The sequence below is a fragment of the Methanosarcina sp. DH2 genome (assembly GCF_020804225.1).
GTDB lineage: Archaea > Halobacteriota > Methanosarcinia > Methanosarcinales > Methanosarcinaceae > Methanosarcina.
Map to the genome: position 1 here is coordinate 333,548 of NZ_WJBI01000002.1, position 22,437 is coordinate 355,984.

The 22,437-nt window shown below is 42.6% G+C and carries 19 protein-coding genes and 1 pseudogene; 14 read left to right on the plus strand and 6 right to left on the minus strand.

The genetic code is table 11. From position 1 onward, the window contains the following. Positions 1-213: 213 nt before the first annotated feature. From FXV91_RS05360 to FXV91_RS05375, 4 genes are all read left to right on the plus strand, one after another. Complete coding sequence (locus FXV91_RS05360; RefSeq protein WP_229389170.1) at positions 214-1,302, plus strand: radical SAM protein; 1,089 nt, start codon at positions 214-216, stop codon at positions 1,300-1,302. A 450-nt stretch (positions 1,303-1,752) separates the two neighbouring features. Continuing rightward, on the plus strand, positions 1,753-2,982 hold the full coding sequence (locus tag FXV91_RS05365) for an AAA family ATPase (protein WP_255679934.1): 1,230 nt from the start codon (positions 1,753-1,755) through the stop codon (positions 2,980-2,982). After that, positions 2,979-3,590, plus strand: a complete 612-nt coding sequence (locus FXV91_RS05370) for a DUF4276 family protein (protein WP_229389172.1) — start codon at positions 2,979-2,981, stop codon at positions 3,588-3,590. The genes FXV91_RS05365 and FXV91_RS05370 overlap by 4 nt, the downstream gene beginning before the upstream one ends. 907 nt (positions 3,591-4,497) lie before the next feature. Further along, complete coding sequence (locus FXV91_RS05375) at positions 4,498-4,740, plus strand: hypothetical protein (RefSeq protein WP_229389174.1); 243 nt, start codon at positions 4,498-4,500, stop codon at positions 4,738-4,740. Between the two features lie 112 nt (positions 4,741-4,852). Here FXV91_RS05375 and FXV91_RS05380 read toward each other — a convergent pair whose 3' ends face one another. Then, positions 4,853-5,062 carry a hypothetical protein gene (locus tag FXV91_RS05380; protein ID WP_229389176.1) on the minus strand — a complete coding sequence of 70 codons (210 nt, stop codon included), beginning with the start codon at positions 5,060-5,062 and terminating at the stop codon, positions 4,853-4,855. A gap of 138 nt (positions 5,063-5,200) precedes the next feature. After that, positions 5,201-5,485, minus strand: a complete 285-nt coding sequence (locus FXV91_RS05385) for a hypothetical protein (protein WP_229389179.1) — start codon at positions 5,483-5,485, stop codon at positions 5,201-5,203. Positions 5,486-6,343: 858 nt separating this feature from the next. Between FXV91_RS05385 and FXV91_RS05390 the strand changes: the two genes are divergently transcribed. From FXV91_RS05390 to FXV91_RS05400, 3 genes are all read left to right on the plus strand, one after another. Continuing rightward, complete coding sequence (locus FXV91_RS05390; RefSeq protein ID WP_229389181.1) at positions 6,344-6,895, plus strand: superoxide dismutase family protein; 552 nt, start codon at positions 6,344-6,346, stop codon at positions 6,893-6,895. 806 nt (positions 6,896-7,701) lie between these two features. Further along, positions 7,702-8,658, plus strand: coding sequence for a hypothetical protein (locus tag FXV91_RS05395; RefSeq protein ID WP_229389184.1), 957 nt, complete (start codon positions 7,702-7,704; stop codon positions 8,656-8,658). 179 nt (positions 8,659-8,837) lie between these two features. Then, positions 8,838-10,133: a hypothetical protein gene (locus FXV91_RS05400; protein WP_229389186.1), complete on the plus strand. Its 1,296-nt coding sequence runs from the start codon at positions 8,838-8,840 to the stop codon at positions 10,131-10,133. Between the two features lie 312 nt (positions 10,134-10,445). Here the strand turns inward: FXV91_RS05400 and FXV91_RS05405 are convergent, their stop codons facing one another. Beyond that, positions 10,446-10,832, minus strand: coding sequence for a hypothetical protein (locus FXV91_RS05405; RefSeq protein WP_229389189.1), 387 nt, complete (start codon positions 10,830-10,832; stop codon positions 10,446-10,448). Between the two features lie 441 nt (positions 10,833-11,273). Here FXV91_RS05405 and mtbC point away from each other — a divergent pair, with 441 nt between their 5' ends. From mtbC to FXV91_RS05420, 3 genes and pseudogenes are all read left to right on the plus strand, one after another. Further along, positions 11,274-11,918: a dimethylamine corrinoid protein MtbC gene (gene mtbC / locus FXV91_RS05410; RefSeq protein WP_229389190.1), complete on the plus strand. Its 645-nt coding sequence runs from the start codon at positions 11,274-11,276 to the stop codon at positions 11,916-11,918. 201 nt (positions 11,919-12,119) lie between these two features. Continuing rightward, positions 12,120-13,523 (plus strand): annotated as a pseudogene (mtbB, locus tag FXV91_RS05415) ([dimethylamine--corrinoid protein] Co-methyltransferase). Between the two features lie 40 nt (positions 13,524-13,563). Beyond that, on the plus strand, positions 13,564-15,096 hold the full coding sequence (locus FXV91_RS05420; RefSeq protein WP_229389192.1) for an APC family permease: 1,533 nt from the start codon (positions 13,564-13,566) through the stop codon (positions 15,094-15,096). Between the two features lie 221 nt (positions 15,097-15,317). Here FXV91_RS05420 and FXV91_RS05425 read toward each other — a convergent pair whose 3' ends face one another. Next, positions 15,318-16,799, minus strand: a complete 1,482-nt coding sequence (locus FXV91_RS05425) for an ATP-binding protein (protein ID WP_229389194.1) — start codon at positions 16,797-16,799, stop codon at positions 15,318-15,320. Between the two features lie 438 nt (positions 16,800-17,237). Here FXV91_RS05425 and FXV91_RS05430 point away from each other — a divergent pair, with 438 nt between their 5' ends. Next, positions 17,238-17,546: a hypothetical protein gene (locus FXV91_RS05430; protein WP_229389196.1), complete on the plus strand. Its 309-nt coding sequence runs from the start codon at positions 17,238-17,240 to the stop codon at positions 17,544-17,546. A gap of 19 nt (positions 17,547-17,565) precedes the next feature. Continuing rightward, complete coding sequence (locus FXV91_RS05435; protein WP_229389760.1) at positions 17,566-18,837, plus strand: multiheme c-type cytochrome; 1,272 nt, start codon at positions 17,566-17,568, stop codon at positions 18,835-18,837. Positions 18,838-19,118: 281 nt separating this feature from the next. Here FXV91_RS05435 and FXV91_RS05440 read toward each other — a convergent pair whose 3' ends face one another. After that, the gene (locus tag FXV91_RS05440) at positions 19,119-19,307 is read right to left on the minus strand and encodes a hypothetical protein (RefSeq protein ID WP_229389199.1); all 189 of its coding nucleotides are present in this window, start codon (positions 19,305-19,307) and stop codon (positions 19,119-19,121) included. A gap of 1,011 nt (positions 19,308-20,318) precedes the next feature. Here FXV91_RS05440 and FXV91_RS19695 point away from each other — a divergent pair. Next, the gene (locus tag FXV91_RS19695; protein ID WP_255679860.1) at positions 20,319-20,447 is read left to right on the plus strand and encodes a hypothetical protein; all 129 of its coding nucleotides are present in this window, start codon (positions 20,319-20,321) and stop codon (positions 20,445-20,447) included. A 567-nt stretch (positions 20,448-21,014) separates the two neighbouring features. On the opposite strand, the gene FXV91_RS05445 is transcribed toward FXV91_RS19695, so the two are convergent. Continuing rightward, positions 21,015-21,194 (minus strand): hypothetical protein, encoded by a 180-nt coding sequence (locus FXV91_RS05445; RefSeq protein ID WP_229389201.1) that lies wholly within the window; start codon positions 21,192-21,194, stop codon positions 21,015-21,017. A 310-nt stretch (positions 21,195-21,504) separates the two neighbouring features. Here FXV91_RS05445 and FXV91_RS05450 point away from each other — a divergent pair, with 310 nt between their 5' ends. Beyond that, positions 21,505-22,107: a hypothetical protein gene (locus FXV91_RS05450; RefSeq protein WP_229389203.1), complete on the plus strand. Its 603-nt coding sequence runs from the start codon at positions 21,505-21,507 to the stop codon at positions 22,105-22,107. Positions 22,108-22,437 lie beyond the last annotated feature (330 nt).

The window sequence follows — 22,437 nt, forward strand, 5'->3', positions numbered from 1 at the left end:
TTACCTGGCAGGTCGGTCTCAACCTCGTGCAGTAATCAGGGATCATCAAAAATTCAGTCCTGCGGACGTCGGGGGAAGTTCTTTCTGCCGTATGCTCTGCTGTACGGAAAACTTTTTCACAGGATTCTACTGGCTGTTTCGTTGCGGTCTGGTAAATTGTTACCATTAAACATTTACCATAAACCTTTAACCCATGCAAACAGATATTCTAATATGGCAGCCCCGAAGTACCTGAAACGCTATCTTAAGGTTCAGGGTGATGAAATGCCTGCTCTCTCCAGGATAACAGAGAGAATTTCAGTCGAATTTGACCCGGAAATGGAACTTGAAGAGCTCCGGAATGCCCATAAAGCAAGCATCAAAGAATACCGAAATTTGCTGGAAAGCCTTGAAATCGAAGCCGCGGAAGCCCTAGCTTATTCAGATAGTTCGGACATGCTGAGGCTGTACACTAAAAGCTTTCTTGAGCTCCCTAAAGCCAGCCCTTCTCTCCTTGACCTCAAGATTGCAATCGTGGAGAGGATGATCGAGAATTGCGCCTGCTGCGGGTGGAACTGCGGAGTCAACAGGAAGGCAGGCGAAAAAGGCTTCTGCAAGCTGACCGATGTTTCTTATTATGCTTCCGAGTTCCTGCATATGGGAGAAGAGCCTGAACTTGTGCCTTCACACACGATTTTTTTTGCAGGCTGCGTCTTTGCCTGCGTCTACTGCCAGAACTGGGACATCTCTACCTGCCCGGATTGCGGGACCCGAATTGAGCCACGAAAGCTTGCAAAACTGATTGACCTCAGGAGGATGCACGGGGCAAAAAACGTAAACTTCGTAACTCCAACTCCTCACACATATACCATTCTCAAAATCATCAGGGAAACTTCGCAGAACAACCCGGTTATCTGGAATTCAAACATGTTTCACTCCCCTGAAATTGCAGAAATTCTGGAGGGAGTAGTGGACGTCTACCTCGGCGACTTCAAATACGGAAACAACGAATGCGCCCGGAGATACTCAAAAATAAATAGCTACCTGGAGATCGTGCAGCCGAACTTCAAATTTGCCTACGAAACAGCCGAAGTCCTCCTGCGCCACCTCGTCCTTCCAGGCCACCTCGAGTGCTGCACAAAGCCGATTGCCGAATGGGTGGCAAAAAACATCCCGCAAATCAGGTTCAACCTCATGTTCCAGTACATGCCCTGCTACCGGGCGCTGGAATACCAGGAAATCGGACGCCAGCTTACCCCCGAAGAAGAGGAAAAAGCGATTAAAATTGTGAGAGAAGCTGGGGTTGAGGATCTGCTGGTTTGAATGGGAAGGAAAACGGAAAACTTAATTTTGAGCACAAACCCAAATCTCTTTTTTGATATTTTTCTAATATTTTGGCATCACTTTATCCTACTGTATTTTCAATTTACAGGATCCGAGCTCTCAATGGGAGCGGAGCAGCCAGCACTTCACAATATTGGTTTTAAGAAACTGTTAATTTAAAGGGATCTGTTATAATTATTTATTACTGGACCACTGTTGCTTTTATAGATATTCAAAATATGAAACCGGAAAATAGTGTAAAATTTGAAAAATTATAAAAAAGAGCAAGAGTTAAAAGGATTAGCAAATATACTTAAACGGAAAATCATAAGTGAATAAAAATCGAAACTAATCAAAAGGCAGAGTTTGAGAGTAGAACTCTAACACGTTCATAAAACGTCATAATATGAATGCCAGTAAACCGGAATTAAAAACCGGAGTTATTATACTATGAGTGAAAGAGAACGAAAGACGCCGGCGCGCATCGAGTATCTGAGGGTGGAGAACTATCGGGCACTACGGCAGGTGGAGTTCAAGAATCTTACACCTATGACAGTACTATTAGGTCCTAACGGCAGTGGCAAGTCTACAGTATTCGATGTTTTCGCTTTCCTGTCTGAATGTTTTGAATCAGGACTGCGCCGGGCCTGGGACCGACGGGGCAGGGCGAAAGAACTCAAGACACGTGGCTGTGAAGGACCTGTGGTCATCGAGATAAAATACAAGGAACCTGGCTTCCCGAAAATAACCTATCACTTAGCTGTGGACGAACGTAAGGGTTCGCCTGTAGTAGTGGAAGAATGGCTGCAGTGGAGGCGGGGTACACAGGGTAAACCCTTCCGATTTATGGAGTACCGTGAAGGCAAGGGCCGTGCCATTAGCGGTGAAAAACCAGATGAACAGGACAAGCGAGTTGAAATTCCACTCAAATCTCCAGATCTCATAGCTGTAAATGCTCTGGGCCAATTTGCCGACCACCCGCGTGTGGCTTCGTTACGCGATTTTATCACAGGCTGGCACGTCTCTTACCTGTCTGTGGATGATACACGTGGGCAGCCGGAGGCAGGCCCGCAGGAAAGACTTTCACGCACAGGCGATAATCTGGCCAATGTCATACAGTACCTGGCCGAGCAACACCCATCACGGCTGGAGCATATCTTCGAGGTATTGAGAAACCGCGTCCCTCATGTGGAAAAAGTGCTGGCTGAGGCTATGCCGGACGGCCGCCTCCTGCTCCAGATCAAGGATGCTCCTTTTGACCACCCGGTGCTTGCCCGCTTCGCATCTGACGGCACACTTAAGATGCTGGCTTATCTGGTGTTGCTTAACGACCCCGAGCCACCTTCATTCATTGGTATTGAAGAGCCTGAAAATTTTCTTCACCCTCGCCTGCTGCCGGAACTGGCCGAAGAATGCCGTGCAGCAAGTGCCCGTGGACAGTTCCTTGTCACCACCCATTCACCCTTTTTCGTCAACGCTCTGAGACCTGAAGAGGTCCGCATACTTTACCGCGATGAACGCGGATACACCCAGACAGTCCGGGCGGCAGATATCCGGGGCATCCCGGAATTTGTAGAGGCTGGCGCTTCGCTGGGATACCTGTGGCTGGAAGGGCGTTTTGGCATGGGGGATCCGCTTGTTAACCAGGGAGCCCCATCGCGTAAAGGAGGAAAGCCATGAATGCAGGACATCTGGAAATCCTGGTTGAAGAACCCTCCATGGAGGCATTTCTCCGGGAATTACTCCCCCGGATGCTTGGAGATAAAGTGAGCTTTGAGATTTACCCTTTCCAGTGCAAGGATGACCTGCTTTCCAAACTCTCCTCCCGACTGAGGGGCTACTCTGCATGGCTTCCGGCAGACTGGCGTATAGTCGTGGTTGTGGACAGGGACAATGAGGACTGCTACAAACTTAAACAAAGACTGGACGATATCGTCCTCCGGGAAGGTCTTCGCACCCGCTCAAGCGGCTCTGCCCGCTGGCAGGTGGTGAACCGGATCGCCATCGAAGAACTCGAAGCCTGGTATTTCGGGGACTGGGATGCTGTCAAACATATCTATCCCAGAGTGAGCGCAAATGTCCCGCAAAAAGAAGCTTTCCGTGATCCGGATGCCATTTCCGGCGGCACCTGGGAAGCCTTCGAGCGGCTGATGAAGAAGGCCGGCTATTTCGAAGGAGGCCTGCGCAAAATAGAAGCCGCACGCCAGCTAGGCCGCCAAATCGATTGGCAGCGCAACAGCTCCCTCAGCTTTCAGTACTTCAGGGATGCAGTTCTGGAAGTCATGTGATACGGATCAGGTGCAACCGGCAGCAATTATATTTTTTAGCTTATGATTCTGCGAAGTGTGTAATCTATCACTTTTCTATCATCAAAACGCTCTAATCTATCACCTCAGTCCCCACATCCAAAAGTTCGATTCCTGAAATCATCCGATAATCATCCGATTTCCCGCCAGAATCATTCGATAAAAGTTTTCCTATAATCTTCCGATAATTTTCCAATTTTCCGCTGTAATCTTCCGATGGCATAGCGAATCGTTAAGAAATCGTAAACCAGAATCCATTAATCGTAAAGTCAAAGCCAGATTGTGAAAAAACAGTGGCATCCTGTATTGGTCACTCTACGCCTTCAATATCTAATTATGACATGCTAAACCACCTGGGAACGAATTTAAACTTTTTACAAGTATTTACCCTTAAAATCTTTAAATTATTCCGAGGCTCTTTCCGACATCCCTTTTATTTTTTACTTCATAGAACCCCAAGCTCTCACCGGGTGCGAAGCAGCCGGCTTTTACATCAAAATGCATGAGCATAAGCATAAAGACCGATCCGTTAAGTTTTAAGTCCCAGAATATAATCGACTGGATGAACCTTCAATTTTAAAGAGCTGTTATTACCATTTTCGATATTTTACATCAGAAAGGAAACTGGAGAGAAAAGGAATAATTTAAGATAGAAGAGTCTATCCTTAAATTTGAAAAGATTGTGAAAAAGAGCAAGAGTTAAAAAGATTAGCGGATATACCTGAATAGAAAATATTCAATGAATAAAATTAGAAGGTAATCGAAACCCTCATTAAGATACTAATTGAGAACAGGTGTCAGGCTGAAAAATGAATGAAAACAACGTTAATCGAACCACAATTGATGAGCAGTGTATGAGACTGCAAGCCGGGATTATAGAGGAATAAAAATGATCAAGGGTGAACTGAAAAACAAAATCGATGGCATCTGGAACGTTTTCTGGTCCGGAGGAATCAGACCCAAAATTTATAGAGTTGTTCTCAGGAACAAGCAGACACCGTCTGCCAAATTGATAGAAAAGTGCATGAGATCCTTCAATGCGGTCTGGAAAGAAAGAATAACAAGGATAATTGTGCAAGAGCCCCTTTCACAATTCCTTGGGAACACAATCTGTTCACCATTAAGGGACTGAGAGAAAAAGAAATTTTGATAAGGTTTTAGATTTCTTTTAAGGAAGAGAGATCAGAACAAATCATTCAATGAGAATTTGCTCTCAGCAACCTGTATAATAATCCTTTTTTTCACTACACCAGGCTTTCAAGCAGCTCCTGATATTCTTTCCAGGGAAGAACAAAGTCACTGTTGTTTTCTTTTTTATCGAGATATTCAAGAAGGGTTCTGACATGGGCTTCAATATTGTAATAACCGGCATACTTCAAGAATTTTTTTGACCTCAATCGGGGTGCAAGAGCAAGAGCATATGAATTGAAAATCGGGCTGTAGAGGTCAATCAAAATTGTATGGATAAAGAACTCTTCTTCACTCGGCGTTTTTTTGCTAAAGAAGTATTAGTTCATATCGGTTACCACATCCAGGTCGTATTTTGAAAAAATGCTGATAGCCGTCGGGTGGACTTTATTTTCCAGATCCAATTAGAGACCAGGGTTCAGTTTTTCCGCCTTGAACAGAAATTCCAGGCATCTTTGCCAGATCAATACTCCGTTTTGGGAAACAACCTTCAGGTTCATGTTTGCCCTATACTTAAAATAATTGTCAACGAAGTCTTCAAAAAACATATGGCGACTGTTCAGAAGAAACCTGCCGTTTTCTTTGATCACAATCCCATACCTTGCCAGCCTTGATATTGCCGCAGAAACTGTATACCTGTCGAGACCTGTTATTTCAGAGGCTTCAGTGATACTGCGCGGCGATTTCAATACGGAAAAAACATACAGAGATGAAGGAGTGAAAAGTTTACTCAACGGGAGTCTAGGAAATTCTCTCAAAATAGCTACACGAGATTGTGCATGTAGCGAATCCGAGCTCGGATGTATACCTGGTTTCCATTTTGTTCTTTAAGCACGAAACCTTCGCTTTCTAGCGAACTTACAGCTTTCGATACTGTAGAGTGGTGCAGGTTTAAAAGCTCTGCAAGGTCCGATATATTCTTGGGCTCTTTAAGATATTTAAATATGGAAATTCCTGTAGAACTCAGCATTATGTGGAAAAATGTTCACATACTGTATAAATAATATGGCAAAAATTCCACATCAAATAATTACGCAGATGGACAAAAATTGATAATTTCTAGTAAAACTCGATTATACATTACTCTCCCCAATCTATTTTCGACTTACAAACTTTCGTGGTTTAAACATAAGTGTTTACGTTCGAAACAATAGTTAGTTTTTAGAAGTACGATTAATTAGTTTGTTTACTATAAATAAGGGATTTTAAGAGCTAATTTGAGACCCTTTAATATATCATAGTTTTATAATAGCGTTTTTATATTATCTGGGCGTTTATTCGTCCAGGCGTATATTTACGCGAAATTCATAAAACGGCTAACCACTGGCATATCAACGGCATATTGTCAAGGCTGCAAGTGTTATGCCGGTGTCTGGAACTGGAAGAGGAGCGTTTAGGAAAGAAGCATTTTAGGAGAGGGGCATTTTAGGAGAGGAGCATTCTACATGACCTGTTACAGGATTGGGGACCAGTATCCTTCTCATCCATTGTTTAACAGGTAGATTTCTTTTACATCAACACTATCGTTTTTAAGGGGGAATAAGCTGATGAAAACTGGACTTGTATTACTGACAATCATCTCGGCAGTACTGATGTTTGCAACTGCGGGATCTGCTGCCCAGGAAAACGCAACAGACAATGCCACAGACAGTGCGATAGCTGTCTTAAAGGACGCACAAAACAATACTGTAGGGTTTGCTACCTTTAACGAGGACGACTTTGGTCTGGTCCGCGTACAGGTTCTCGCTACCAACCTGACACCGGGACTGCATGGTATCCATATCCACGAGAACGCAAACTGCACAGGACCGTCGTTCACTTCTGCCGGCGGGCATTACAACCCTCTGGGTAAAGAACATGGTCTCGCAAATCCCAATGGCCCGCATGCCGGCGACCTTCCCAACCTTGTAGTGGGCTATGACGGCACGGGACAAATTGACGTCGTCACCAACCTTGTGACACTGTCAGCCGGACCGACTACGCTGTTCACGGACAACGGCACTGCACTTGTAATCCATGCTGGTCCTGATGACCAGATAACAGACCCTGCCGGAACAAGCGGAGACAGGGTTGCCTGTGGGGTTATCGAGAAAAGATAAGTTTTTCCTTAATCCTTCTATTTTTTTAATCTTCATGTTTTATCCCGAAAAAATTTCGTTTCTTAAATTTTTTTGCTATCGTTGAATATCGGGCAGAGTAGCTGTTATCATCTCGCAATTTCAAATTTGTTCCATTGTTTCCACTTACTTCCTTGAAACCTGCTGGAAATACAATTTCCATAGCAATCAACCATTTGTGTTATATGCTGAGCTCATCCCAAAACCAATTTTATTCTTAAATCAGTAATATTCAGAACAATTTTTCATGATCAGAAACTCGATCTATTATTCGAGACACGGAATTCTGAGAATCAATTTATAGTTTCGGGATAGGCTCGCTATTAAATAATTATATGAACTGGCCAAAGATTTTGGATCTGCTACATAATTTTGGGATACAATAGGATTCGCATTTTACTGGAAAATATAAGTTTCAGCGGATTGGATTACTTTTTTGTTATGAAAATGAAGCAGTCTCTTTCAATGAGCCCGCCAAACTTGTAAACTTAATAAAGAATCCGACCTGGATCTTGACTGCAAAATGCTTGAAATGGATCGGTACTCTTGAAGCTTGACAGTGTTATTACCATGTGCCTGAATCAAAAATATTGATCCCGTTAAGTGCCCACGAAAAGCTGTCAGCTTCATAGAAGATTGCGTCGGTAATAACTCTACTACCTGAGGACAAATATGTTATTAAAAAAACATATTTTATCATTAATTTTGTAAGATAAGCCACCGCAAAATAGACAACTTTTTATACAAACTTATCTTTCAACCATTTTAATAACCCTGGAGGTTTATGTATGAGGTTTAGCTTAAAATTATGTATTATAGTTATTTTAATAATTCTTTTACCAATAAATGTTCAGGCTGAAACAAGTAAGTACCAGGCAGGAAAGCTCGTTGACGAATATATATTAGAAAACGAAATGTCTACCCCTTACGGACCATATGAGTATAAAGGGAATGAATATTTTGTAGTTAAATTAATACCTCAAAATCAAGTAGATTTAATCAAAACCCAATTCGTGGTAGATAAAACGAAAGGAGAAATCGTTCTAGATCAGGATGTCTATTACGGCGTATCAAAAATTGACCTTTATTTAAACGATATTGCTGCAAACGACTACTTAACAATGTATAATGATAATACAATAGCGATACGCGAAGACATTAGTTACTGGGGCGATTCTCAAAAATTCTGGAGTGAAACTGCAGATATTGCCACAACAACTGATGAAAAAAACGCAGCAGAAGAGGCAGCATCTATTTGTGGGGAACTAGTAGTTAAATTTGAAGGTGAATTAGAAGTTTCCCAAAATCTGATTGATGCTATTAATGATATTCTTGAAGACACCCCAAGCGATGTGGAAGTAGATAACTATATAGATTTAAAAACTCAGTTAAACAGTAATTATAAAGATAGTCAAAAAGCTGTAGTTGAAGCCAGTGACAGTTTTCCTCCAATTTATGATAAATTCACAGACAGCAATTATGCATATGGTTTACCAAAATCAGATTGGGAGAGTTATAAAAACACTGATTTGAGTGAACTGGGGAACTTAGACGATAACTACAAGGTATTAATTACCTCAGGTCAGATAGATCCATGGGTACAAGACAATATAGATTGGTCATGGGAATCAATGAATGACAGAGTAGCCTCTGGGAGTAACATTTTAGCGTCTTTGCCCGGATTCGGAGTTTCAGGATCTATTGTAGCTCTTTTACTTTTAATACTTCTATTCAAAAAGAAGTGAGATGTTTTTGTAAGTGTCCAGGGTATAATTGACGGCGTTCCATTGAGCGCCGCGATAATGCCCATTATAACAGGCAAACCGTTCGTTCTGATAGTAGACATACCTTCTAATGATTTTCGAACATCGGCTGGATGTGAACAATAATATTTATAATCTCACTAAGTGTATCCACCAAATTGATGGTAGACAACCTGGTTGCAAATGAAAACAATGTGCCTGTTGAGCGTATTCACCAGGTCCACGAATCTCCCTGCAGGGCAGTTCTGGCAATAACCGGTGGCGGGGCAGAAATTATTGGGGAACTTCTCCGCCACGGCAGCGGCTCTGCAACTGTGCTTGATGCGGTTGTTCCGTACAGTACAGATGCAATGGACCGGTTTCTCGGAAGAAAACCAGAGAAGTACTGCTCGGAAAAAACTGCGAGATCGATGGCTATGGTCGCTTACCAGCGAGCCCTGGACCTATCAAAAGGCGACGGGTTTGCAGACCAGGAAGTAATCGGAATTGGAGCGACCTGCAAGCTTAAAGCAGCAAACGAGCGGGAAGGCAGGAAACATGAGATCCATGTTGCTATCCAGGCAGTATGTGAAACCAGAGTGAGTTCACTTGAACTGATAGTAGACAGGACAAGGGAAGAGGAAGAAAAGATTGCTGCACTCCTGATTTTCAATGTACTCGCCCGCCACTGTGGCGTTCCCGAAATTAGTTTACCGGATGGGATCGGGGCGCGGAATGGAATCGAGAACTGCACCGGAACTGATCAAAGAGAAGAAACTAATCGAAGGGAAGAGATTATTGAAAAATTTGCTTCGGTGTCCGGGGAGGTAGGAGGTCTCCTGAAACAGCAGAATTGCAGTGCTGATTTTTCCTGCAAGACAACTGGAATTGCAAGAATTAATCTTGATGAAACAAAAGCTCTCGAAGAGGTAAAGCCTGAGGAAATAAAGCTCGTATTCTCCGGCTCTTTTGATCCCTGCCATAGTAACCACGTTTTTATGGCAAAAACGGCATCAGAGAAACTTAACACACCTGTTTATTTTGAAATTTCTTTGACTAATGTCGACAAGCCGCCCATAGATTTTATTTCGTTGAACCAGAGGCTAAATTCTTTAAGAGAATACAAAGACAAAAGCTTCATTGGCGGCATTTGTCTGACCAATGCACCTCTTTTCCTTCAGAAAGCTGTCATTTTCCCGAACAGTACTTTTATTGTTGGTGCCGATACCATCAACAGGATTTTTGATGCAAAATATTATAGTGGTATAGAGGACACATCCACAGTTTTAAAGCACTTTAAAGAAAAGAATATACGCTTCATGGTATTTCACAGAAAATCCATTAAAATTTACATCAACCCTGATGCCCTTGAGTTCTGCGAAATTATCCCTGTAGATGAATATGAAGATGATGGGATATCTTCTACAGAAATCAGAAGAAAAAGTGAAAATTATAAAGAGAATCTGGATAACAAATGAAATTCAAGCTTTTAAATAAATAACAGGCTTCAATAAATAATCTAGTTAAAATACTTATAACCATTTTTTTGTTTTAATTTATTCTCCTCTTTTTGGAGAGAGCCGCTCTCCTTAGCAGATCTTACAAAATGAGACCTACAGCCGATAAAGTTGTATAGACGGGCTTGTTTCAAAACTACCTCCAATAACTCTGAACCAATATTTTGGAGTAGAGAACCAAAATCAAGAGGAATAAATAGAACACTTGTTTTGGGTCAAAAGCATGAATAGTCGGGATTTTGAAACCAGCTCATTATTATAAACAGGCATTTTTCATTCATCTTTGATTTCATCCCACATTAAACCACGTTCTCCACATCTGGGAGCACGTAAACTATTTTCAGTTATCATCCATTTTATGTGACTAACCAAGTGTTTGTAAGAAAAATTATGGAGCTTCTTATAATGAATCTCATCTATTACAGCTTTCAATAAACTGATAGTAAACCGTGTCTGTTCTTTCCTTATACTGTCGCTCAGGAAGCTAGGGGTGTCTTTTTCATAGTGCCATAGTATCCACTCATCGGTCACAGGATACCGTTTAGTAGACAGCACCTTCATCTCAAGTACTAAATCTAAACTCGGTTTTTTTTCAAATTCTTCAATTACAGCCTTTAACCTGTTCAGGTTAGCTAGTTTAGTTTCTTCACTTACTGCCATTTTTATTCTCCAGCTTCCTAACAAATACTCTTAATTCATAGCCCCTATTTAATTGAATGGTGCTATATATTTAAAACTAGATTTATATGGTGGCCACCATCGAGAGTCATAAGGTAAATTTTAGTCTCAAATTGAGATTCTAAGGTTTCGAGCTGCTTTTCTAGTTCTTTTAAGAACCTCATTATATGCCACCAGGATCATAATTTAGGTATAGGATGTTAAGCCAGCATTTATTTTTCTTTTTACTCAAACAATAACTGTAGAAAATTATAGAATTACGAATAAAATCTACTTAATTCTCTTTTTGCTTACATATTTATATTTTTAAAATCTTATTATATACTTTTAGAAAATTATAAATATTATTATTCGGAAACAACTTACCGTATTCCTATAAAATAAAGATTCCAGGTTATATTGAGATAAAAAGGACAGAAAAAAATGGCAGATATCGAAGGATTGCTCCACGAGGTTGCCGATGCGGTAATCTCATGTAAAAAAGAAAAAGTGCTCGAAGCGGTTGAAAAAGCAAAGGCTGAGATCCCGCCGGAAGAAATTATTGAAAAAGGGCTTTCTGCTGGCATGAACCAGGTAGGAGTTTTATTTGAAAGGGGAAAACTCTTCCTGCCTCATGTGATGATTGCAGCCGATGCGATGACTGCGGGCGTGAAATTGCTTGAAGAGGGCATGCCGGCAGGCACCCAGGAAAAGAAGCTCGGAGTAATTGTAAACGGAACCGTTGAAGGAGATGTGCACGACATAGGCAAGTCAATCGTCTCAACCATGCTGCAGCCTGCCGGTTTTGAAGTCCACGACATAGGCAGGGATGTCCCTATCCGAAGTTTTGTAGAGAAAGCAAAGGAAACTGATGCTGATATGATAGGGACCTCTGCCCTGATGACCACAACCCTGCAGGGGCAGAGGGAAGTTATCGAGCTCCTGAAAGAGGAAGGGCTGCGCAGCCGAATCAAAGTAATGGTAGGCGGTGCTCCTGCAACTCAGGCCTGGGCTGACAAAATAGGCGCGGACTGTTATGCAGAAAATGCAAGCGAAGCCGTTGCAAAAGCAAAGGAACTGCTGCTCTGAACCCCAGATTCAGTCCAAATTATTCCAGTCTAAATTATTTCATTCATTTAAAGCTCAGTCTTCTAAGTTCAATCATCTGAATTTAGTCATCTGAATTTAGTCATCTGAATTTAGTCATCTGAATTAGTCATTTGAATTTGGTCATCTGAGTTTAGTCATCTAAGTTTAATCAGTCTAATTTGAGCAATGGAGGATTAAAAAATGGCTGCTGAATACGCTTTGAGGATGGGAGACGGCAAAAGAATCTACCTGACAGAAGAAAAAATCCTCAGTGAAATAGAAGCCGGTTCTGGAAACGCTGCAGACCTTGGAGAAATCCCTGATCTCAGCGTTGATGAAATCGACAAGCTTGCACAAATCCTTATGATGCCCGGAAAAGCCGTAAGCGTCGAACACGGCATGGAAGTTCCAGTCACTCACGATATAGGCACAATTCGGCTTGACGGTGACCAGGGGAACAGCGGAGTTGGAATTCCTTCAAGCAGGCTTGTCGGCTGTATGATGCACGAGAGGGCTTTCGGCGCCGATACAATGGAACTTGGACACATCGACTACAGTTTCAAACCGGTAAAACCCGTTGTTGCAAACGAGTGCCAGGCAATGGAGGTCTGCCAGCAGAATATGATCATCCCGCTCTTCTACGGTGCAATGCCTAACATGGGGCTTTACTATACCCCGGATGGGCCTTTCGAAAACCCGGGCGACCTCATGAAGATGTTCAAAATCGACAAGGCGAGAGAGTCTATGGAACATGCAGCCGAACATCTTACAAGGGACACGGTCTGGGTCATGCAGAAGCTCTTTGCCTCGGGAGCTGACGGGGTTAATTTTGACACAACTGCTGCAGCAGGAGATGCTGATATGTATGGCACTCTCTGCGCGGTCGAGATCCTCAGGACTCAGTTTCCGGACATGTACATTGAAATGGGAATGGCAGGCGAGATGGTGCTCGGGATGCACGGGGAACTGGAGTACGACGGAGTGCGCCTTGCAGGACTCTGGCCGCATGAACAGGCACCTCTTGCAGCACAGGCAGGGGCAAACGTTTTCGGGCCAGTTGTCAACACAAACACCAGCAAGACTTCTCCATGGAACCTGGCACGTGCTGTCACATTCATAAAAGCGGCAGTTGAAGCGTCCTCAATTCCCTGCCACGTGAATATGGGTATGGGTGTGGGCGGAATTCCAATGCTTGAGACTCCACCTGTGGATGCGGTTACAAGGGCAAGCAAGGCGATGGTCGAGATTGCAGGCGTAGACGGCATATAGATAGGGGTCGGCGACCCGCTGGGTATGCCGATTTCCCACATAATGGCTTCCGGCATGACCGGGATAAGGGCTGCAGGCGACCTCGTCGCAAGGATGGAATTCTCAAAGAACATGCGCATCGGCGAGGCAAAAGAGTACGTGGCAAAGAAGCTCAATGTCGATGCCATGGACCTCTCAGACGAACATGTCATGAGAGAACTGCGTGAAGAGCTCGATATTGGTATCATCACCTCCGTGCCCGGAGCTGCAAAGAGTATTGCCGCAAAGATGAATATCGAGAAGCTGCTCGGTATCAAAATCAACTCCTGCGAAGCCTTCAGGAAGCAGATTGCCTGACACTGGTGCTTAAAGAGATTTTTGAAAAAAGGTGATTCTTATGGACAACAATACCCATCCTTCTCATACCCAAATCGACTGGCAGCATTCAGAAGAGTGCAGCAGGGCGAGCTGCGACCTGAGCGGACTTGAAAGGTCAATTGACTGGAAACAGGGGCTTGCAATTGCCCTTGGCGTCCCTTTACTGATCCTGCCTTCCATAGGCTATTTTACAGGTTACGTCTGGGCTTTTTCAATAGCTGTATGGGGCCTGACCATTTTCCTGGGCTTTTTTCAGAACCTGGCTTTCGGAGAGCTTGCAACTGTCTTTCCGAAGGCATCGGGCCTTCCAGGCTATACACAGACCGTTTTTGGCTCAGATTCAGACAAAATCAATAAAGGGAAATTTAAATTTGGAAAATTCATTGGTGGCTTCAGTGCCTGGAGTTACTGGTTCGGCTGGAGCCCTGTGCTTGCAATCTATGCAATCCTTATCGGAAGTTACCTTAAAGGCCTTGTCCCTGCTTTTTCCGACCTTCCGGATACCCTGCTCTCCTTACTGGTTGGAGCTGTGGTCTTCGGGTCTCTTGCTATTATAAACTCAAAAGGGCTCAAAAACGGAGCAAGGGCTGGATACATTCTTGCTGTTGTTTCCCTGATACCTCTCATCGTTATTACCATCGCCCCGTTTATTACAGGAGACTTCCACTTTAGTAACATCACAGGCTCCTGGTTCCCGACGGACTGGACCTGGGACCTGAAACACATCCTGATTCTCTTCGGGATTTTCGCAATGGCTGAATGGAGTGCATGCGCCTGGGAAACCGCAGCTATCTACGGGCCCGAGTATAAGAACCCGAATACCGATACTCCAAAAGCCCTGCTGGTCTGCGGAGGGATCTGCCTTGTGCTTTATGTGCTTGTCCAGACTTCGGTTATCGGTACCCTCGGAGTCGAAGGTGTGCTTTCCGAACCCATATCTCCGATGCTTCCCATTGCCAACCTTACGCTGGGTACACTTGGGGCTTCGATTGCAATTATCATGCTTGTAGGGGCAATGCTCCTTATTATCCAGACCGCCTTTCTCTCCTCGGCACGGTCAATATACTCTATGTCAGTTGAAGGCAACCTGCCTGCATTCCTGAGCAAATTGAATTCTCACGGGCACCCTATGAACGCAATGATTGCAGATGCCCTCTTTAATATGGGCCTTATCCTGCTCGGGACTCCGACCGCAATCCTGGCAGCCTCTGCAATAGGATATATCTGTGCAAACGGGATAAGCCTCTATACCTACGTAAAGGTTAGAAATGACCCGGAACTCTCAAAACTTGACAGACCCTTTAAAGCCCCAAACGGCTGGAAAAACATAGCAATGGCAACTGCGGTTTTGAATATCCCCTTCTTCCTTGTGGGTATCATATACCTCAACAGCCTCGAACTCGGCTGGGCTACTACAGGAGTCGGCTTTTTCGTGCTCTGTCTTTTTGTCCCACTCTGGTTCTATTCCCAGAGAGAAACAAAGAAAGCAACCGAATCAAAAGAAAAAAGAGCTGCAGAAAGGGAAACGATTTTAGCCGAAATTTCTGCATGAACAACTGAATTCTGCAATAAAAAACTGAGTTTGCATAAAAACTGAAGCTTCAGAATGAGAAATATGAGACTGCTTCCTCGAGGTTCACGACCCTGGGAACAGTTTCGGACTAAAAACTCAACCGGAACAGGAATATCACGGCTTCTCTTTATCCTGTTCCGGATTTTCTCATTGGTTCTCTTATTTTTAGATCCTGCTTTATTTTTACCAGATTAGAATAATTATTCCAGCATCCATTTCCATACCGAGTTAATGATTATTTTTTTCTTTTCCCCATCCCTGCCTTCTATCTCCGTGACTCCTTCATCATCCAGAGTAAGGATAAGCCCCTCATTAAGCCCATATTCTTCCATTGCCTCCATAAGCCCGAGAACCTCCCGTTCCCTTACTGCCGGGCTTCCGAAGTAGACAGAGACCTGAACCGCAGCTGTAACAGCCTGGCTGTCTTTTTCGGTAATAAGAAAATCACATTCTCTTCTGCCGCGGAAATAGGAGACCTGCTTGCCCTGCCTGAGCAGTTCAAGAAATACAAGGTTTTCAAATCTTAACCCCAGGCTGTCGGGATAATTGGGATATACTGTCTTGAAGAAACCCGTGTCTCCGGCGTATACTTTACACGGGACTTCTTTTCCTTCTCCGTCTTCCGATATTTCAGATACATGGTTAAACATGGGGACGCGGTATAGCAAAAAAACCTCTTCCAGATAGTCGAGATAGCTGCGGATAGTATTCTTACCATCGATCCCACTCGCTTTTTTCAGGGTATCGAGTGAGTACTCTGATGCCATATTCGAGATAAGAAAAACTGCAAGTCTTTTTAGCTCTTCAGGGTCCTGAATATTATGCCTGTCAATAATCCCCTTTTGCAAAGTTTCCTCAAAATACTGCCTGGAAAGATTGGAATCTCCATTTTTGATTACATCTGGAAAACCGCCGTTTTCAAAATAGTGCAGGAACAGGCATAACATTTCATCGCATCTGGAAGATGTAAGCCGGTCAGGCTTTGGGACCCTGAGCCCTCTTAAAATAAGGTATTCTTTAAAGGAAAAGGGCAAAAGCTTGAGAACTTTTATCCTGTCTGCAAAGCTTGAAGAGACCTCCTGACTCATGGGATTTGCGGAAGAAGAGGTTATAAAAACTCGTGCCCCATCTCTCTGAAGCCTGTCAACCCAGCCCTCCCAGCCAGGGACATTATAGATCTCATCCAGGAAATAATAAACTTGTTCTTCTTTATCAGATTTTTCTTCAGGTTTTCCTTCAGGTTTTCCTTCAGATTTATCTTCAGGTTTTCCTTCAGATTTATCTTCAGGTTTTCCTTCAGATTTATCTTCAGGTTTTCCTTCAGATTTATCTTCAGATTTATCTTCAGATTTATCTTCGGGTTCTTCTTCAGGTTCCTCTTTATTTTCAGATCCTTTTCTGCAAACTTCAACTGCAATTTCCTCAATTTCCTGAAAACCTCCAGGTTTCAGCTCTTTAAATCTGCTGTCTTCAAAATTAATATAAATCTTTACACCCTGAAAAAGGCCTGCGATCTGCTTCAGGAAAGATGTCTTGCCTGCATGGAGCGGACCATAGATTAAACTGATCTCACCCCCATCCAGAAAAGCGGAAGCTGGAATGTTGCGCGGGATTATATCAGAGGGGCTCTGAAAAAAGGCCTGGTGGTCAAGAACGAGGGGAAGAGTTTCAAGTCTTTGCATATAATCACAATAATTTGTGAGGTAAGACTATATAGTTATTCTGGCGTTAATAAATACTTTTAAAATAAATTTATACATCTGGAAGAGGATGGAAGACTCTTTTATAAGTTCTCGCCAAAAGCAGGCGTAAACAGGCTACGGATAAGAGAGAAACATAGAAGTATAAACGAAAATATATAGCCTGCAATCTTTTATATGTAAAAAAAAGTAAATTCATATTGGGTTTTGTGGGAAATTTTTTTTATCCGGCAAAGAAGGGACTATTGAATTCAGGAAACTGAGAAGCCTGCAGAAGGACATCAGATTCTTTGGAAAGTAACCGGAAAGGGAATTAAAATGCTTCAGAGTAAGTTGACTGGAAGTACAATAACTGGCAGAGAATGGGTCAGATTATGAAATATTAAACTTATTTTTAAAGTTATATCGTGGAGTATTCATATGAATAAGCAAAGACTTAACTTTATAAATGAAGCTTTAATGTTTCTGGTATTAATGGGATTAGTCGGGATAGGGATATCTCTCAGGCTCCAAATGCATCTTTATGGAGGTGTTCATTATTATCTGGGGTTAACTCTTGTCGTTCTGATTTTAATCCACATATATCTTCACTGGATTTCGATTGTGAAAATGTACCAGAAGTTAATACCTGATCCGGGGAAGAGAAAAATAATTTCCATTATATATGTATCAATAAGCATCCTTCTTTTAGTTGGGTTTATAACTTCAATTTTTATTCTCGAAACATAAATTTTGGAACGTGAGGGCGATGAAAACAGGGGTCAACAAAAAAGCGCTGGGAGCAATTATAATTACATTATTCTTTTTATCCCTTCCTGCAGTTGCAGAAACTTATGTAATGGGAGAACAAAGAACACCGGTAACGATGCCGGCTGAGGGAGCCAGCTATGTGGGAGCTGGGGAGTGCAGAGTTTGTCACGTGGAGATACATAACAATTGGACAATTTCAGGACACAAGTATATGCTCATGACTCCGGATGAAGCTCTGGAAATAAGGCCTGACCTTCCTATGCCGGAAGGATATACCGAAGAAGACATACTCTATGTTATTGGCGGATGGGGCTGGAAAACCCGGTATATGAATGAACAGGGGTATATCATAACCGAAACCGGAGAAAATCTCAGTGTCAACGGATCAAACCAGTATAATATTGAAACTGGAGAGTGGGTCGACTATCACCCCGGAGAAATAGTGGAATATGACTGCCAGAGATGCCATACTACAGGCGCATCTTATGACTCTGTAACTGAAGGCAAACCGGGAATAAATGGCTCATGGGAATTTCCGGGAATACAATGTGAAGCGTGCCATGGGGCAGGTAGTGTGCATGTAGCAGAAAAAGGAGTCGGGGGTGAGGCTATTACCGTTGACAGGGATGCTTCATTATGCGGTCAGTGCCATCAGCGTGGAGATAGAGAAGACCAGATCCCTGCAAGTGGAGGATTTATCAGGCATCAGGAACAGTACCAGGAATTTCTAGCGTCCGGGAAAATGAGCAAGCTGGACTGCGTGGTCTGCCATGATCCACATAGTCCGGTCCATGCCGGTGCAACCAATCCCATAGAAGGAGAGGGCATAAAAAGAGATTGTTCCGACTGCCATGTCGAGGCTGCAGAAATATATAACCAATCTTCAATGGGTACAGCTGGAGTGGAATGCGTTGACTGCCATATGCCAAAAGTTGTTAAAACAGCTGTCAATACGTCTCAGTATGAAGCAGATTTGAGAACGCATCTATTCAGAATCAATACCAGTGCAGATGCTGAGTTTACTTACATAGATCCTGAGGACGGAAACGAATATGCAAATCCTCACATCACTCTGGAATACGCGTGTCTGCAGTGCCACGAAAGCAGGGATAAAGACTGGGCTGCTGAGGTGACCCCTCTTGTTATAAACCACAGTGTAGAAGAAGAAATTGAAATTCCCGGGACCCCTGATGCGGAAGGAATACCTGGTCCCGGGATTTTAGTTCCCCTTGAGGTGTTGATAATTGCATATCTACTCAGGAGAAAATGAATGAGGCCGCAGAATTAGAAATCTCAGGAACTAGAAACTTCAGGAACTAGAAACTTCAGGAATTAAAAACTCAAGAAATTGAAAATTCCAGAAATTAAAAACTCCAGAAATAAAAACCCTGAGAATAAAAGGAGCCTTATGGAATAAATATGATGGCTAGAAATTATACACATGCACTTGAGTTTCATGAATGCACTATAAAAGTTTTAAGGTTCTCATGAACTGGAAAGGTTTTGAATTAACATAGAGCAAGTTAATCTCTGAAAACCTATCCGGAAGTTTCAATCTTTTTTAGGTTCATATACTGTTTTATTTTTCCCGCATCTTGTGCATACAAAATATTTTTCCCTTACATTTGAAGCATAGACATTCAAACCCCCACTTCTCTTCCATTTGTGAAGGCCTATGAAGCACAAAATGCTTTTCCGCGGAGTTTTTCCCGAAATTCTGGATGGAGCCCTGTAAGCCAAGTAATCACACCTGCTTTATCAATGAATCTCTACAACTTGAAAGTTCAAGTAAGTTCCCCACTCAATCTGCAGGTCACGTTTTACCCTACAGGAAGATATTAACAGGTATTTGATAGCTGGCTGTACATTAATTGCTGCAATCAAAGCTGAGGAGAAGGCTGAGGAAAAAGGTTGCGTCACACGGATTGGCTGCAGTCAATTACTTGTTCCATCCGTCACCTGACTGTTTGCAGAAGCGTTGAAGCAGGGAACTCCCTGAAATGGGTTTAAGCTCTCTTTAACCTGTTTTTATTAGTTGATACATTTTTCCGGACTTCAACATATTCCTCTCCTGTTTTCGTACCCTGATTCGACTTTAAAACCTGATCACCACGGGAATAAATATTTTACTTTTTTTAACCTCACAAACTTATATATACTAGAAATAGGAATGATACTGTAGTACCCCCATACATAAAGGGATATGATTAAACGCTCTTCACCTCAGTATTGCAATCCATATCCACCCCTGGGTATTGGTCAGTCGTTCTGGTGATGGGCAAAGGAAAGAGCAGAAAGGCCGGATATCAGGCATAATAAATGTGCTAGAAATAAAGTGGTAAATAAAATGGTAGAATCAGTGGGCGGCAGATAATCGGATATGCCTCAAAGGTTCTGCATGCCTGCTAATTTCGGCGGAAAGGCAAAAACAAAAAGGATGAAGCAAACAGGAATGTTTTTACATACCTCAAGCTGTATATGTCATTTAAACGCCTCAACTATATACAGCAGTTTGAAAAAACGCTGTTTGCCTCTCTCTTAGATTTATACTTCAGCCTTAGAATTGTATTTCAGCCTTTGCTCTTTCCTTTCCATTTTTCAAGCTAATAAGAATTATGGGACATATAGAAACTGTTTGATTTGAAAATTGTAAAGCATCCTGGTTTCGTTTATAAGGACGATCCAGAGGACTAGTGAACTACTCCTCCCTGTCCAATCCGGCAAACCGGATCGTCTGAGGGAGGGGCTCCCTTGAGACTACTCAGCCTAAAAACAATATCTGAGCGATCCTCTTCCTTCATCCCCCTCTCTAATGAGAGCGAGTCCAGAGGCTCTACCCTGCGTTCCGCAGGTGAAGAAAAATCAAAGTGGAAGATATGAGTGTGATGATGCTTGAGATGCACAACGGCTTGCGGCTTTCCCCGCCTTGTTCCCGATCCCTTCGGGAGTTGTCACATCCTGTTTGCCCACTTCCTAGCTTGGTTCTCGCTTCAGATTGGGGTGACAATGCAACAAGAACTATATGGTTTCAAGGAAGAAATTTGTCAGATTCAATAAAAACAGAAGGTGTGGAAGTTGACGGCTTTCATCCCCCACCTGCCACTTCCGGTAAACCGGAATTGTCGAGGAAGGGGACTTCCCGCCTTATAGTTAAAACAAGAAAAATTTACATAATAACCCTTCGTTTTTGCTTTACTCGTTTCTCCAGATTAAAAATGGTTGAGTTTCTATAGCAGTTATCCGGAAAATTATTTATAATAATAAAAACCAATCATTATTCGTATTTCTGTGGTGCAGAAATACATGAATAAGTTCTTCGCTACCATTACGATCATCACTCCACCCTGGCGGCAAATGAGTGAGTCGTTTCATAGATGGGCGAAGGACTGCAAGAAAATTGGGCAATAGATGATTAGAAAGTGGTAGAGTAAGGCTAAAAGCCTTGTATTAGATGCGGTGGAAAGGCAAGACAGGTTTGGTAAAGTCATACTTCCGGACTGATGTTTCATCAAGTATCGCGTGACACGCCTCAACCTTATGCGATACCCGGATACATATATCTTCCTGACAGCTATTTTTAGCCTTTCCACCATTTCTGCTGAATCCTGCACTGTTATTATCCCTCATAAACATCCTTTTTTCAATAGTTATCTATCAGGAACGCATTTTCTCTCGATCTTTGAACTACCTTTTTTCTTATAACCGAATCCCAGCATGCTACTGGCCAGGATGCTGAGAAGTTCCATGCGTATATCAATGATCTCTTCAGGCTCATTTCTCTATATTTATTCGTTTTGCTTTTTTAAAAATAATTAAAAGCCCCACTATATGTGCAAATTTATCCGCAGTTAAAACAACCCATAAATAAGATCAAAAACAGAAAAACAAGGTAGTAAAACGAGAATTAGATAATCCTGAACAGGGGGATAAGAATTCAATGAAACAAATATATTTCCCTTCTATACTATTTACACTGATCTTCTTTCTGATTTGTGTCCCCGGCCCTGCAGCAGCCTTTCTAATACCGGAAGCTGCCGAAATACCTTACCAGATTAACACCTCAGATAGAATAATAATAGGAACAGTAAGCGGGATTAATATACACTACGACCATACAATCTTCACAATTAAGGTTGAGGAATGGCTCTATAACCCACTACCTGCTGAAAAGATAAAGGTGAGAACCGAAACCGGCAAGTATGTCTGGACCGAAGACCAGGCAGAGTTCACACTGAACGAATCCGTGGTCCTTATGCTGAGAGATAAAGACCTGGATAAACAGCTTTTCAGCGTGTCTGTAGGATTTCCCGGGAAACACCCTGTATCAGACAGGGATGAGGTAGTTGAAGAGCTGAAAACTCAGGGAAAATGGAGGGAAGAGAATCAGACCGAAAACGAGACGAATAATGTCGGAACAGCAAATGAACAGCCCCCAGATTCAAATTCGTCCTCAAATGCTGAAAGCATCCCTCTCACAGGCATTTTATGGTCAATTGTGGCAGTTCTCGGAGCAGTTGTATGTGCAGGGAAGACGAAGTAAATATTATCCACGTTCGTTCAGATTATCCATATTTTATTGAACCAGCAAACCTTTTTTCAATTCACAGGTTACACTAAGGCAACCAGGCCATTTTGTCTGTCTGCCCGTCGAAAAAAACAAAAAAGAGAAGCAAAAAAGAGATTAAAGATACCTGAGATGTCTGCTGGGTGAGGAGAAGAGCCTGGAGACCTGTTCTCAAAAGAGAAAGGGATGATACAGGAAGTGCATCCTTCAAAAACCCGAGCCGTAAAGCAAAGGGTTAGGGAAGAGTAGTTCATTATCAACTTCTCAATCCGAGTTATTCCGTAAGAATTTCGTAATAATTTCCTT

Excerpts from the sequence above, each read along its gene's own strand:
- FXV91_RS05360 (WP_229389170.1), top strand. The coding sequence starts at position 214 with ATGGCAGCCCCGAAGTACCTGAAACGCTATCTTAAGGTTCAGGGTGAT.
- FXV91_RS05365 (WP_255679934.1), top strand. The coding sequence starts at position 1,753 with ATGAGTGAAAGAGAACGAAAGACGCCGGCGCGCATCGAGTATCTGAGG.
- FXV91_RS05370 (WP_229389172.1), top strand. The coding sequence starts at position 2,979 with ATGAATGCAGGACATCTGGAAATCCTGGTTGAAGAACCCTCCATGGAG.
- FXV91_RS05375 (WP_229389174.1), top strand. The coding sequence starts at position 4,498 with ATGATCAAGGGTGAACTGAAAAACAAAATCGATGGCATCTGGAACGTT.
- FXV91_RS05390 (WP_229389181.1), top strand. The coding sequence starts at position 6,344 with ATGAAAACTGGACTTGTATTACTGACAATCATCTCGGCAGTACTGATG.
- FXV91_RS05395 (WP_229389184.1), top strand. The coding sequence starts at position 7,702 with ATGAGGTTTAGCTTAAAATTATGTATTATAGTTATTTTAATAATTCTT.
- FXV91_RS05400 (WP_229389186.1), top strand. The coding sequence starts at position 8,838 with ATGGTAGACAACCTGGTTGCAAATGAAAACAATGTGCCTGTTGAGCGT.
- FXV91_RS05405 (WP_229389189.1), bottom strand. The coding sequence starts at position 10,832 with ATGGCAGTAAGTGAAGAAACTAAACTAGCTAACCTGAACAGGTTAAAG.
- mtbC (WP_229389190.1), top strand. The coding sequence starts at position 11,274 with ATGGCAGATATCGAAGGATTGCTCCACGAGGTTGCCGATGCGGTAATC.
- FXV91_RS05420 (WP_229389192.1), top strand. The coding sequence starts at position 13,564 with ATGGACAACAATACCCATCCTTCTCATACCCAAATCGACTGGCAGCAT.
- FXV91_RS05425 (WP_229389194.1), bottom strand. The coding sequence starts at position 16,799 with ATGCAAAGACTTGAAACTCTTCCCCTCGTTCTTGACCACCAGGCCTTT.
- FXV91_RS05430 (WP_229389196.1), top strand. The coding sequence starts at position 17,238 with ATGAATAAGCAAAGACTTAACTTTATAAATGAAGCTTTAATGTTTCTG.
- FXV91_RS05435 (WP_229389760.1), top strand. The coding sequence starts at position 17,566 with ATGAAAACAGGGGTCAACAAAAAAGCGCTGGGAGCAATTATAATTACA.
- FXV91_RS05445 (WP_229389201.1), bottom strand. The coding sequence starts at position 21,194 with ATGAGGGATAATAACAGTGCAGGATTCAGCAGAAATGGTGGAAAGGCT.
- FXV91_RS05450 (WP_229389203.1), top strand. The coding sequence starts at position 21,505 with ATGAAACAAATATATTTCCCTTCTATACTATTTACACTGATCTTCTTT.